The 12,167-nt window shown below is 53.0% G+C and carries 12 protein-coding genes; 7 read left to right on the top strand and 5 right to left on the bottom strand.

Annotation, left to right across the window (positions count from 1 at the left end):
* The 5 genes from EUZ85_RS12100 to arsJ all read left to right on the top strand — a co-directional run bounded on the left by EUZ85_RS12100 (nucleotide 1) and on the right by arsJ (nucleotide 4,332).
* A complete protein-coding gene (locus tag EUZ85_RS12100) occupies nucleotides 1–882 on the top strand; it encodes a DMT family transporter (RefSeq protein ID WP_127969543.1) in 882 nt (293 codons plus the stop codon).
* A 235-nt stretch (nucleotides 883–1,117) separates the two neighbouring features.
* Nucleotides 1,118–1,465 carry a metalloregulator ArsR/SmtB family transcription factor gene (locus tag EUZ85_RS12095; RefSeq protein WP_127969542.1) on the top strand — a complete coding sequence of 116 codons (348 nt, stop codon included), beginning with the start codon at nucleotides 1,118–1,120 and terminating at the stop codon, nucleotides 1,463–1,465.
* 67 nt (nucleotides 1,466–1,532) lie between these two features.
* Nucleotides 1,533–2,003: an ArsI/CadI family heavy metal resistance metalloenzyme gene (locus tag EUZ85_RS12090; RefSeq protein ID WP_127969541.1), complete on the top strand. Its 471-nt coding sequence runs from the start codon at nucleotides 1,533–1,535 to the stop codon at nucleotides 2,001–2,003.
* Nucleotides 2,004–2,056: 53 nt separating this feature from the next.
* Nucleotides 2,057–3,058 (top strand): ArsJ-associated glyceraldehyde-3-phosphate dehydrogenase, encoded by a 1,002-nt coding sequence (locus tag EUZ85_RS12085; RefSeq protein WP_127969540.1) that lies wholly within the window; start codon nucleotides 2,057–2,059, stop codon nucleotides 3,056–3,058.
* 26 nt (nucleotides 3,059–3,084) lie between these two features.
* Nucleotides 3,085–4,332, top strand: coding sequence for an organoarsenical effux MFS transporter ArsJ (gene arsJ / locus EUZ85_RS12080; protein ID WP_127969539.1), 1,248 nt, complete (start codon nucleotides 3,085–3,087; stop codon nucleotides 4,330–4,332).
* 6 nt (nucleotides 4,333–4,338) lie between these two features.
* Here the strand turns inward: arsJ and EUZ85_RS12075 are convergent, their stop codons facing one another.
* From EUZ85_RS12075 to EUZ85_RS31040, 4 genes are all read right to left on the bottom strand, one after another.
* Nucleotides 4,339–5,223, bottom strand: coding sequence for a hypothetical protein (locus EUZ85_RS12075; RefSeq protein ID WP_127969538.1), 885 nt, complete (start codon nucleotides 5,221–5,223; stop codon nucleotides 4,339–4,341).
* Between the two features lie 42 nt (nucleotides 5,224–5,265).
* Nucleotides 5,266–5,724, bottom strand: coding sequence for a CesT family type III secretion system chaperone (locus tag EUZ85_RS12070; protein WP_127969537.1), 459 nt, complete (start codon nucleotides 5,722–5,724; stop codon nucleotides 5,266–5,268).
* A 172-nt stretch (nucleotides 5,725–5,896) separates the two neighbouring features.
* Nucleotides 5,897–6,316 carry a hypothetical protein gene (locus EUZ85_RS12065; RefSeq protein ID WP_127969536.1) on the bottom strand — a complete coding sequence of 140 codons (420 nt, stop codon included), beginning with the start codon at nucleotides 6,314–6,316 and terminating at the stop codon, nucleotides 5,897–5,899.
* A gap of 86 nt (nucleotides 6,317–6,402) precedes the next feature.
* On the bottom strand, nucleotides 6,403–8,385 hold the full coding sequence (locus tag EUZ85_RS31040) for a methyl-accepting chemotaxis protein (protein ID WP_127969535.1): 1,983 nt from the start codon (nucleotides 8,383–8,385) through the stop codon (nucleotides 6,403–6,405).
* A 298-nt stretch (nucleotides 8,386–8,683) separates the two neighbouring features.
* On the opposite strand from EUZ85_RS31040, the gene EUZ85_RS12055 reads away from it, so the two are divergent.
* Complete coding sequence (locus tag EUZ85_RS12055; RefSeq protein WP_127969534.1) at nucleotides 8,684–10,768, top strand: methyl-accepting chemotaxis protein; 2,085 nt, start codon at nucleotides 8,684–8,686, stop codon at nucleotides 10,766–10,768.
* A 79-nt stretch (nucleotides 10,769–10,847) separates the two neighbouring features.
* Here EUZ85_RS12055 and EUZ85_RS12050 read toward each other — a convergent pair whose 3' ends face one another.
* The gene (locus EUZ85_RS12050; RefSeq protein WP_127969533.1) at nucleotides 10,848–11,216 is read right to left on the bottom strand and encodes a DUF6713 family protein; all 369 of its coding nucleotides are present in this window, start codon (nucleotides 11,214–11,216) and stop codon (nucleotides 10,848–10,850) included.
* Between the two features lie 215 nt (nucleotides 11,217–11,431).
* Between EUZ85_RS12050 and rluA the strand changes: the two genes are divergently transcribed.
* Nucleotides 11,432–12,094: a bifunctional tRNA pseudouridine(32) synthase/23S rRNA pseudouridine(746) synthase RluA gene (gene rluA, locus EUZ85_RS12045; RefSeq protein WP_127969532.1), complete on the top strand. Its 663-nt coding sequence runs from the start codon at nucleotides 11,432–11,434 to the stop codon at nucleotides 12,092–12,094.
* The last annotated feature ends 73 nt before the right edge of the window (nucleotides 12,095–12,167 follow it).

Here is a 12,167-nt window from a genome sequence, read left to right as displayed (position 1 = left end):
ATGGAAAAGAAAGACTTGATCAACCTGCTCGCCCTCGCAGGATTATGGGGAGCCTCCTTCCTGTTCATGCGTATCGCGGCGCCGGAATTCGGTCCGGTGGCGATGGTGCAGTTGCGCATCACCATCGCCGCGCTCTGCCTGACGCCCATTATGCTGATCAAATATCGACATCAAGTACGCTGGGCCCATGTGCCCCACTATCTCTTTCTGGGAGTGAGCAACTCCGCCCTGCCCTTCGTCCTGTTGGGATTCGCTACGCTGCATGTAAGCGCCGGCTTTACCTCCATTCTGAACGCCGCCGTGCCTTTGTGGAGCGCAATTATCGCCGCGCTCTGGCTGGGGGACTGGCTTAATCGCTGGCAAACAGTAGGGCTGTTGATCGGCTTTCTTGGGGTATCCATCCTGATCGTCAGCAAAGGCGAGTTCTCGTTGACCGGTCCCACTCTGGCGATTATGGCCGCGTTGACCGCCACCCTCAGTTACGGCTTCTCCGCCAATTACACCAAGCGTTTCATGACCGGCGTGCAGCCCATGGTATTGGCGGCCGCCAGCCAGATCGCCGCCGCCCTGGCGCTGGCGCCGTTCACCTGGAATTACATGCCGCAAGGGGACATTTCCGTGGCCGCCTGGACTTCAGTGATCATCATGGGCGTCTTCTCCACAGCTCTGGCGTACATTATTTTCTATGGCCTGCTATCCCGTATCGGTCCTACCAAGACGGTTACCGTGACCTATTTGATTCCGGTGTTCGCCATGTTTTGGGGTTATGTCATTCTCGACGAGCCAGTCACTATTTATATGCTGAGCGGCTGCCTTGTGGTGTTCGCTGGCACGGCGCTGACCAACAGTTTGATCAAGCCGAAGCTGGCGGCTGCGCAGTAGAGATTGGACTTGCCTCCGGGCGCTCGCAAGCAGCGCCCTCTGGTTTTATTTTTCTCTCTTCTTTTATTTTCCGACCCTACTTTCCTGTCTTATTTTTCTCTCTTATTTTCCTCTCGCTTTCTTACATCTCCTCACGCTTTGCGACTTTCCGCGCTTATCTTTCCAGTTCTCTGGCGTTGACATATATGAAATTTCATATATATGATATTCCACATATATAGTACAGGAAATCGCCATGTCTCCCGTCTCATTCTTTAAGTGTCTGGCGGATGAAACCCGACTGCGTCTTATGCTTCTGATACAGAGCGAAGGCGAATTATGTGTGTGTGAATTGACTCACGCCTTACAGGAAATTCAACCGAAAATCTCCCGTCATCTGGCGCAGCTCCGCAAGTCCGGCCTGCTTTTGGACAGCAAGCGCGGCCAGTGGGTCTACTATCGTCTGAATCCAATCCTGCCCTACTGGATAAAAGCCACCCTGGAACATACCGCCTCCGGTAATGAGGCGTTTATGCAGGAGGTCAGGCGCAGACTCGCCGACATGTGCGCAAGACCCGGCGTCAGTTCCGCCTGCTGCGACTAACGCCCGTTACTATTCAGACAAGCATATGTTTTTCTACATATGATTTTACATACATAAGGAGAGCGACATGAAACGACTGCATGTACACCTGAGCGTCGAAGACCTGCAAGCCAGCGTCCGCTTTTATTCGCGCCTGTTCGCGGCTGAGCCGACTATCCTTAAAGACGACTACGCAAAATGGAAACTGGATGATCCCCGGGTCAACTTCGCCATATCCAATCGTTCCGCCAAACAGGGGTTGGACCACCTGGGCATCCAGGTGGAGAGCGAAGCTGAGCTTGATCAGGTGCGACAGGTAATGGAAGACGCCGGACGCCCCATGACGGAGGAAGAAGGCGCCGCTTGTTGCTACGCCCGCTCCAACAAACACTGGACCATCGACCCAGACGGCGTCGCCTGGGAAGCTTTTCATAGTCTGGAAGACATTCCCACCTATGGCGACGCAAGCGCCGCCAAGCAGGAAGCGGCGGCTACATCAGCGCAAAAAAGCTGCTGCGCCAGTACGATAAAACCCGACAGCGCCCGTTCCTGCTGCTAAAGTCTGCAGACATCGCCATACCGCTGGATAAACAACACAAACAGGAGTTGGTTATGACAATAAAAATCGGCATCAACGGCTTTGGCCGTATTGGTCGTCTGGCGCTTAGGGCCGCCTGGGATTGGCCCGAGGTGGAGTTTGTAAGGATCAATGACCCCGCCGGCAATGCGGCGACTCACGCCCACCTGCTGAATTTTGATTCCGTCCACGGCCGGTGGGCGCACGAAGCCGTAGCGAGCAATGATGGTATCGACATCAACGGCAAGCACATTGCTCTCAGTGCGGAGAAAGCCATCCCCGGCGCTGACTGGTCCGAGTGCGACGTCGTGATTGAAGCCTCCGGCAAGATGCGCAAGAAAGAGTTACTGCAGGCCTACTTCGCTCAGGGCGTCAAACGCGTCGTGGTTACCGCGCCAGTGAAAGAAGAAGGCGTCTTGAATGTGGTGATGGGCGTCAATGATCACTGTTTCATTCCGCAGGCGCATCGTATCGTCACCGCCGCGTCCTGCACCACCAATTGCCTGGCCCCCGTGGTGAAAGTCATTCATGAAAACCTGCATTTACGCCATGGCTCCATCACCACTATTCATGACATCACCAATACTCAAACCATTCTCGACGCAGCGCATAAAGATCTGCGACGCGCCCGGGCCTGCGGTATGAGCCTGATTCCAACCACCACCGGCTCCGCCACCGCCATAACGGAAATTTTTCCTGAGCTGTCGGGTCGCCTCAATGGGCACGCCATTCGCGTCCCGCTGGCCAATGCTTCCATCACTGACTGCGTATTCGAAGTAGAAAAACCCACCACCGTGGAGGAAGTGAATGCACTGTTTAAAAAGGCGGCGGAAAGCGAACTGAAAGGCATCCTCGGTTATGAGGAGCGCCCGCTGGTGTCCATTGATTACCGCACCGACCCTCGCTCCAGCATCATCGACGCCTTATCCACCATGGTGGTGAACGAGACGCAAGTAAAAGTCTACGCGTGGTATGACAATGAGTGGGCTTACGCCAACCGTACGGTGGAGCTGGCGCGCATGGTCGGGGCAGCATAACAGAGGCATTGGGAGCAGAAGTCGTTATGTCCGTCATCGCCAGCCTGTCGCCGCAGGTGCGTCAGTATTTATTGATCACCGGCAATTACTGGGCGTTTACGTTGACCGACGGCGCGTTGCGGATGCTGGTGGTGCTGCATTTTCACCAGCTCGGCTATGCGCCCCTGGACATTGCGCTGCTGTTTCTCTTTTATGAGTTTTTCGGCGTCGTCACCAACCTGATCGGTGGTTGGCTCGGCGCCCGCATCGGCCTTAACCGCACTATGAATCTGGGGTTGGCGTTACAGGTCATCGCACTGGCTATGCTGACGGTTCCTTCCTCCTGGTTAAGCATTCCCTGGGTGATGAGCGCCCAGGCATTGTCCGGGGTCGCTAAGGACCTCAACAAGATGAGTGCGAAGAGTGCAATCAAGCTACTGGTCCCCGCCAACGCCCAGGGCAAACTCTATAAGTGGGTGGCGCTGCTGACTGGCTCCAAAAATGCGCTGAAAGGCGTCGGTTTTTTTCTTGGCGGCGCCCTGCTGGCGCTGGTCGGATTTCGCGGGTCCGTAGCGGGCATGGCGATAGCGATCATGGTGATCTGGATCGCCAGCCTGTATTGGCTGAAACAAGACATGGGCAAAGCGAAGAACAAACCCAAGTTCAAAGATATTTTTTCGCAAAGCCGGGCGGTTAATATTCTGTCCGCAGCGCGCTTGTTTCTATTTGCTTCGCGGGATGTGTGGTTTGTGGTCGCCCTGCCCGTTTTTCTCAGCGAGCAGTTGGGATGGGACTTTTGGAGTGTTGGCGGTTTCCTGGCCGCCTGGATTATCGGCTACGGCGTCATTCAATCCGCTGCGCCCAGACTCACCGCAGGCAAAACGCCTGACGGCGCCAGCGCAACCGTCTGGGCGACCGCATTGGCGGTAACGCCTGCGATTATCGCTACAGGACTATATTTCCAGCTCCCGCCTGGGCCAACCGTGGTCGCAGGTCTGCTGGCCTTTGGCGCCGTCTTCGCCGTCAATTCATCCCTGCACAGCTACCTGATCGTCAGCTACGCCAAAGAAGACGGCGTCTCCCTTGATGTCGGTTTCTACTACATGGCCAACGCCCTGGGACGGCTATGTGGAACCCTCCTGTCAGGCTGGCTGTTCCAAACCGCCGGACTGGCCGCCTGCCTGTGGACCTCCGCCGGCTTTATCGCGACGACTGCGGTGATATCACTGTGGTTACCGAGACATACCGACAAAAGCAGGACGCAAAAGAATGAGCAGCCTTTCTATATAGACTAAAGCCCATCATTTAGCTTTCCATTCGGCAACTTGAACAGACCCTGGAACTTTAACTTCGGGTAGACCCTTAAATACAGCTGTATCAAGCTTTTCCACAGCGTTCTTAGCGTCTACATTCATTCCAAGCGCACCTTTTTTCGCCAAATGAAGGCATATCAAATCTTTGAACTCAGTGGGAGTTCCTTTAATTGCTACTGCTGAACCGAGATCACGCTCATCCAGTAAATCCTTCGAAGCCCATATCTCTCCTAATGATTTCGCACTATCACTCGATAGATCTATCTCAGCATAATGAGTGCAGTTATCCAAAAATTTTGCTTTATCGCTTACTTGCCCGTCGATACTAACAAGAAAGAAAGTAAATGCTGTGTTACCGCAATGAGTCCAATCCTTTTGATTCGTATTTGAAGAACTTCCACCCGACAGTTCTTTGACTCCGTTATGCACCAGCTCAAAGTTTGAAGCAATGCTTTTAAATGGCGGTTCTTGGCCTTTTGTTTGCTGATTAGTAGAATAATGCCTTAGTGTCATAGGCATATTTTTTAGCGCTTGATATGCTCGATTCTGAATCCCATTAAGGCTTGGCTTTTCAGTGTCGAAACTAATTTTATCTTTGGTAACTTCTTTCATAATTTCATAAGGTTTACTTCTATCATCACTCTTATAGTCACCTTTGAAATGATCATAAATTTCTTGAGCAGAAGGTTTTGCCTTTAACCCCGTTGGAGCCTCAGCATGAGACGTCTCCAACGACGCGACATCTCCTCCCGCGCTATGACCTCCCTGACTTTGTCTAGTAGTAACACTCTGACCACCGACAACGCCTTGGGCTGGATTTGCAGTGTTTACCTGATGACTTGAACTGGCAGCGTTCCCAACGATAGGATCCATTGACTTCTCCTGGCTATTCTAATGAATTTTATTGATATGGACTTATACGAAAGAAGCAAAGTTTGGTCGGGACACCTCTTTTTCCTTTGCGCCCGATTTTTTACTTAATTGAAACTCTAACTCTTCTTTAATGTCAGCACTGGACTTCATAAAACCGAGCAACAATGACTCAAAAGAATATTCATCCAGATAAATAATAGGTCTACATATACATAGCAAAACCATTCCAGAAGAGGCATTACGAGAGAACCATGCGCCTTTTGTTTTATTTAGATTAAGATTAAAGTCCAAAAGGGAAATAGCCGAATTGCCGTCCTGGTCACTTATTTTCATCATTTCGCATGAAATCAGCACCTCATCTCCTAAGACTTCAAGTTGCCAGACGAACCCTCTATCATCCTCTAACAAACAAACCCCGTTTCGATCCAAATTTAATTCGATTGCACTTTTTTTACCTAAAGCAGATAAAAAACTCTGTACGGTCTCATAGCCATTCGTCATCAATATGTCCCCACTAGAAATTTGTATTATTCTCTTGGTGACGAAATATACGATTAAGTTTCAGTTTTTTTCTAATGCGGGATAAAAATGGAGAGACGCGGTGATATCACTGTGGTTACCGAGACATAAATCCTATAAGGCGGGCAACGTGGGTTCGGGCGTATCGGAGTGATCAGTCCTCCATACCCAGCCAAAATTTGAAAACATTCAGGCTGATTCTTTCTCTTTCTGTCAGTTCAGTTGCAGCCAGTTCATTCACGACCATCACAACGCGTTCTATGCCGCAGAGCAAGACCAGGTATAGCGGCAGCTGTTCCACACTGATGTAGTAGGTCGCTAAGCAGTCTTTTATCACCCGCCGCAGATCTAGGTGCAACCGGGGGTATAGCTTATACAGCAGCCTGCCAGCCAGTTCTTGTCGATTTTGGTAATTGCTGTCGTCGGATAGAAACAGGCTATACAAACCATTAAATAACTCGGAAGGATCGCATGGCGTCAGCTGCGACCGCAGCTCTTTTATTAATAGGCGATCGGTGAAGCCTCTGGCGTCGGCGGATTGAATAATCAGCTGGCGGATTTCGTCTTGATTCATTGCTTGTCGCGTACAGTTGAGTGCTTACTAAGCTGTCACGAGGCTTGTGCTCAGAACCTGTGACAACAGAGCGGGCAATATACCCGCTACAGGCTCAACTTATCCACCAGTTGCTGCAATTGCCCGCTGATGGCGACCAGTTGTTCGCTGCAGCGTTCGCCTTCTTCGGCGGCGCGGCGGCTTTCATCGCTGAGGCTGGAGATTTTCTGGATGTGCTGGTTGACGCTGTCCGCCACGGTGGACTGTTGCTCGGTGGCGGAGGCGATGACAGTGCTCATTTGATAGATCGTGGCGACGGCGGTTTCGCCCTCGCGCAACTGATGACCGGATAACTGGTTTTTCTCCGCTGCGGCGCGGGAAATATCTCCCTGCCTGGAAATAAGTTCAACCGTCGCGTTAGCGCCGCGCATAACCTTGTCGATAATGCCGCGAATTTCGTCGGTGGAGCTGGAAGTACGCTGGGCCAACTGGCGCACTTCATCCGCTACGACAGCGAAGCCCCGCCCCATTTCGCCTGCGCGAGCGGCTTCAATCGCCGCATTTAACGCCAAGAGATTCGTCTGCTCGGCGACGCCCTGAATGACCGCCAATACTTTTTCTATATCCTGGCTATCCTTCTGCAGCTGTGCGATGACGGCATTGCTATGACCGATGCTGTCCTGCAGGTCATTCATTCCCTGGATCGCCGCCGTCATGGCGTGCTGCCCCGCTTTCACCGTCTCCGTCGCGCGGGAGGCGGAGTCGGAAGCTTCCTGAGTGGTCTGCGCCACGTCGCGAATGGAGGCGCTCATTTCGTTGACCTCCGTAGCGCACATGGCGGCCAGGTCATTCTGCGCATCGATTTTATCCGTCAACGCGCTGGACAACGCCTTCATCTGCGCGCTGACCGCCACCACACTGCTGGCTTGATCTGTAATGGTCCGGGCCAGTTGCGACAGGTAATCGCGCAACTCACTGCTGGAGCGGCCCAGGCTGTCAATTTCCTTCACTCTGGAAGCAATCCGTTGTTTATCCGTGAAGTCCCCATTGGCCAGCGCCCTGAGGGACGGGGTAATCGCTTGAATGCGCCGGGCGATGCGCGCCTGAATGAAAGCAAACACTAATGCGAGAATCATTACTGTCGCTACAGAAACGCCCAGGGCCCAATACACCGACTGCACAATGCGTTCGCGCTGAGCGTCGATAACCGCGCGAACGTCGCTGATCGCCGAGGTTAGCGCGGTCAGCAGCTGTTCCGCCCGCACATGCGAGTTATGGATGTTCTCAATGATCTGACGGGTATTATCCAACTCTCGCAGATAGCGTCCGGACAAACTTTGCAGCTCACTGCGATAGTCCTCCACCAGATCGTATTGCTCTGCATCCGATCCGCTCTCGCCCGTCAGCATACTGAGAAAGTCGTCTTCTTCCTTCTCACTCATCACGCCAAGGGGCTCCAGTCCAGAAAGCGCAGCAATGTTATCCACCAATTGGCGATGGCTGCTGGTAACCGTCTCATACAGGCTGGCGTCAGAGGTTCTGAAGTAGTTTTCGCGCTTCTCGCTCAGCCCCAACAGGCTTTCATAAGCGGCGGCGATCTTGACGAAATATTCCCCCGCCGCCTCTGGCTTGTCTTCCATACCCTTACGGGCGTACCCGGACAGCAGTGACAGTTGATCGGATATCTCCCGCTCATTCTGTTGCAGTAATTGCTGGGTATTGCCGGAAAGCTTCCCCGAGGCCCGCAAATCCGTGCGCATGAATTCGAATAGCGTCTGCAACGGCGCGGCAATAGCCGTCTGGATATCCTGAGGGAATTGCGCCAGCTTTACCTCATTTAGCTCGCGGACCGTGTCTTCCATGGCAGTCAGCAGCGTCGCCTCCCCCGTGGAAAGATAACCGTTGAGTTGTCCCGCCAGGGTCTCATTCACCGTGGCGCGGGTATCCTGATAGGCCAGATTCAGTTGCTCAGGCAGAGACAGCCGATACATGCTGAAAGCCAGCACGCCAGCCATCGCCAGCAACACCACGATTAACACAAAGGTGTTCAGTCTACTGATGAAAAGTATGGAAAATTGACGACCAGGCAAAACAGCGCCCCTATGAACAAGCACAAGATAAGACCGCTTTCCTGAAGATTACCTGTCACATCAACCTTCAAAGTTGCGGCGTATTGGACATAAACAAGAGTACAAGCGAGCCCACATAAATATACAAGCGGATTATGATAAATGGATTACATAATTTCTTAATCCTGCCATTGCCGACGACTTCCAGGCCAAAGACAAGCTCTCCATCACCTGTTTGCAACCACAGCGTCCGATTGAATTGCGCCTGGGTTGACCTAGACTTTTAAACACATTCAAGGAACCCGAGAAGGTCGCCCTCATGCTGAATACGATCTCCGTGCGCCAGAAAATGTACGCCCTTATCGCAATAGCCATCACGGGCACGCTCATCCTACTGATCCTGGCGCTTTACACTCAATACAAAACGTTGGAAGAAGCCCGTAAGAAAGAACTCCGCAATCTAGTGGAGAGCGGATATTCCATCATTGAGAGTCACTACCAGTCTTTCCAAAATGGCGTACTCACCGAATCCGAAGCAAAGTCACGGGCTCTGGAAGACATATCCAAACTACGCTACGACAATGGCAACTATTTCTGGGTGAATGACTACCACCCTCATGTGGTAATGCACCCCATCAAACCCGAACTGAACGGCAAAGACGCCACGGGCGTCAAAGATCCCAACGGCAAGGCTCTGTTCGTGGCGTTTGCGGAGAAAGTGAAGGCGGATGGAGAAGGCGTGGTTGATTATTTCTGGCCTAAACCTGGCTTCGACAAACCCGTGGAGAAATTTTCCTTTGTGAAAGGGTTCGCTCCCTGGGAGTGGGTATTGGGGACCGGCGCCTATTTAAACGATATCAAAGCGGAGTTTCAAACCAGCCTGGTCGCGGGCCTGATCATCGCCTTTGCGATCATCGCACTGGTTATCGCCTGCTCGCTGTTGATCATACGCAGCATTACCCTGCCCTTGTCTCAGATTGAAAAAGTACTTTTGGATGTAAAAGAGAACGGCGACCTGTCCCGTCGTATTGAGAGCGTGCGAGAGGACGAACTGGGCAGAGTGGCCAACGCCACCAATCACTTGTTCGATCGATGGCAAAAATTCATCGGCGAGGCCGGGGATTCCGTGAAGAAACTCGGCGACGGCGACTTCAATTCCCCTATCACCTCCGAATACAAAGGGGATATGCAACAATTGCGCGAGCACATCAATCACTCCATCGCCGTCACCGGACGTTCCATGGGCCGCATTAACTCCGTCATGGAAGCCATGGCCGCAGGCCGCCTGACCACACTTGAAGAAGACCATCGCAGCCAAGGCGAATTTGCGCGTACACTCACCCTGGTCAACAAGGCCGTGGAGCAGTTTCAACACACGATTCACATCGTACAGGAGCGACTGCAGGCTATGCGCGAAGGAGCTTTTGACGACCGTATTGAAGAAACCTTTCCCGGCGACCTCAATCACCTGAAGATAGCGATCAATGACACACTGGAGACACTGGCTTCCAGCTTCGCCAGACTGGAAGAAAGCTTCCGCCGTCTAAGCCAGGGACAGCTGGACCTGAAGACCCGGGATAACCAACCCGGGCAGTTCGGCGAGTTGCAGGACCACCTGCGTCAGACCATCAAATCTCTGCATGAGATCGCCATTCAATGTCGCGCCGACAGCAAAAATCTCACCGCCAGCACCGGCGAAGTCTCCGGCGCCTCCAGAGATCTATCCCGTCGCACCGAAGAACAGGCCTCTGCGATTGAAAGCGCAACACGTCTGATCGGGGAGCTGCGTGAGGAGCTGGACAACACCTTCGAGCTGGCGAAGGCCACGCGCAATGTCTCCGAAACCGCCGCCAAAGAGGCCCAGCTTGGTCTCAGCGTATCCGCAACCACCTTGGAGGCGATGTCTTCCATCAAATCTTCCAGCGAGAAGATCAACAATATTATCGGGGTTATCAACGATATCGCTTTCCAGACCAATCTGCTGGCGCTGAATGCTTCCGTCGAAGCCGCCCGGGCCGGCGAGCAAGGCCGGGGGTTTTCAGTGGTGGCGGCGGAAGTGCGCGCCTTGGCGCAACGTTCCGCGGACGCCGCCAAAGACATCAAGAGTTTGATCGAACTGGCGGTGACTGGCGTGGGCAATGGCTCCGATCAGGTCTCGCAGATGGCGGAGCAATTAAAGACTATCGCAGCAGGCATTGAGGAAGTCAGCGGCAGAATTTCCAGCGTGTCGCAATCGAATTCGATTCAAACCACGCGAATTCGAGATGTGTTTACTCAGTTGGAGCAGTTGAAGGACATTACCCATCGCAATGCCTCCATGGCGGAGAAAACCGCCGCCACCAGCGAGTCGTTGGTGAATATGGCGGACTCGCTGGATGACAAGCTCAGTTTCTTTAAGACTTAGTTTTTCAAGGCCCGTTATTCAAGACTTGGCTTTTTCGGGACGTGTTTTCCCAGTCTAGCCATAGGCTGGCGCCCAGGCGTCAGCGCTGATGTCTCTCGAATAAGCGGGTCTGAAAAAGCTGCCAGAGGCCGCTGACCAGGCAGGCGATAATCAACGCGATGGAAAGCGGCAGTTTGAACTGCGCGTATCCGGTAAGGAAAAAACCGGCGTGAATCAGGAACGTGAGCATGCCGAGACCCGCGCAGACATAGGAAAACAGGGGCGCATTGCGTTTTTTCAGCAACCCCTGTCGATATCCGTATAACAGGGCGGGCAACGCCAACATATTGAAAATCAGGTATCCCTGTACGCCTCCCGGAAGTTGAAACATCTCCCACTCTTTCCAGTATGCGGCGTCAATCTGATGGAAAATCAACAAACATAAGGTCGTCAGATAACTACGCTCCATGCTCTATCCTCCCGCGACGGTTGCCGTCCCAGTTTTATTTTTATTGAATCTCTTGTTTGCTTTACACGCTGAACGTCAATAACCAGCGCCGGATAGTGTATGGCCGCCGGCTCGGCGATAACAATACTTGATTGATTTATCCTGCGAACCGCCTTATAACTGCCGGATTCCCGTCCCTGGGAGCTTATTACTTCACTTGGCCAGCCGTTCCGCCTATGCAAGACGATTTCGTTTACTCTCCCCCAACCGAACCCTGGTTGGAGACGCTGTATGAAGACAAGGACATTATTGTCGTCAACAAACCCAGCGGCATTCTTACCACTCCCGGGCGCGGCGCGCATTTGTATGACAGCGTCTGGAGCCGGGTAAAGGAGAAATATCCCTTATCTCATGTGGTGCATCGGCTGGATCTCGCGACCTCCGGCGTGCTGGTGCTGGCCCTGAGACGCAATGCGGAAAAAGAGCTAAAACGGCAGTTCATGGAGCGCGAAGTGCGCAAAACCTACATCGCCAAAGTCTGGGGCGTGATCAAGGAAGACCAGGGCGAAGTGGATCTGCCGCTGATCTGCGACTGGCCCAACCGTCCCAAACAAAAAGTCTGTTTCGAACACGGCAAACCGGCGGTGACCGGCTATCGCGTGTTAGCGCGGGAAGATAACGCCACCCTGGTGGAGCTATACCCCGTTACTGGCCGCTCTCACCAACTGCGCGTACACATGCTGTCCCTTGGCCACCCGATCCTGGGAGACCGTTTCTACGCGTCTCCGGAAGCGCTGGCCGCCAGCGACCGCCTGTTGCTGCACGCGCAATCACTGAGCTTTAAGCATCCCTATTCTGGCGAGGACATGACTTTCCAGGTTCCTGCCGATTTCGCCTGAAGCCACCAACAGCAATTCTAACCCACAAAAACCCTTTAAAATCAACCACATAATCATTTCACTCTCGCGCCAT

This window comes from Hahella sp. KA22 (assembly GCF_004135205.1).
Taxonomy (GTDB): Bacteria; Pseudomonadota; Gammaproteobacteria; order Pseudomonadales; family Oleiphilaceae; genus Hahella.
The sequence above is the reverse complement of the archived record's forward strand: the minus strand, read 5'-3'. Positions and strand labels throughout refer to the sequence as shown.

What these genes read in the sequence shown, in the direction of transcription:
- EUZ85_RS12100 (WP_127969543.1), top strand. Translation starts at nt 1, where the DNA reads ATGGAAAAGAAAGACTTGATCAACCTGCTCGCCCTCGCAGGATTATGG.
- EUZ85_RS12095 (WP_127969542.1), top strand. Translation starts at nt 1,118, where the DNA reads ATGTCTCCCGTCTCATTCTTTAAGTGTCTGGCGGATGAAACCCGACTG.
- EUZ85_RS12090 (WP_127969541.1), top strand. Translation starts at nt 1,533, where the DNA reads ATGAAACGACTGCATGTACACCTGAGCGTCGAAGACCTGCAAGCCAGC.
- EUZ85_RS12085 (WP_127969540.1), top strand. Translation starts at nt 2,057, where the DNA reads ATGACAATAAAAATCGGCATCAACGGCTTTGGCCGTATTGGTCGTCTG.
- arsJ (WP_127969539.1), top strand. Translation starts at nt 3,085, where the DNA reads ATGTCCGTCATCGCCAGCCTGTCGCCGCAGGTGCGTCAGTATTTATTG.
- EUZ85_RS12075 (WP_127969538.1), bottom strand. Translation starts at nt 5,223, where the DNA reads ATGGATCCTATCGTTGGGAACGCTGCCAGTTCAAGTCATCAGGTAAAC.
- EUZ85_RS12070 (WP_127969537.1), bottom strand. Translation starts at nt 5,724, where the DNA reads ATGACGAATGGCTATGAGACCGTACAGAGTTTTTTATCTGCTTTAGGT.
- EUZ85_RS12065 (WP_127969536.1), bottom strand. Translation starts at nt 6,316, where the DNA reads ATGAATCAAGACGAAATCCGCCAGCTGATTATTCAATCCGCCGACGCC.
- EUZ85_RS12055 (WP_127969534.1), top strand. Translation starts at nt 8,684, where the DNA reads ATGCTGAATACGATCTCCGTGCGCCAGAAAATGTACGCCCTTATCGCA.
- EUZ85_RS12050 (WP_127969533.1), bottom strand. Translation starts at nt 11,216, where the DNA reads ATGGAGCGTAGTTATCTGACGACCTTATGTTTGTTGATTTTCCATCAG.
- rluA (WP_127969532.1), top strand. Translation starts at nt 11,432, where the DNA reads ATGCAAGACGATTTCGTTTACTCTCCCCCAACCGAACCCTGGTTGGAG.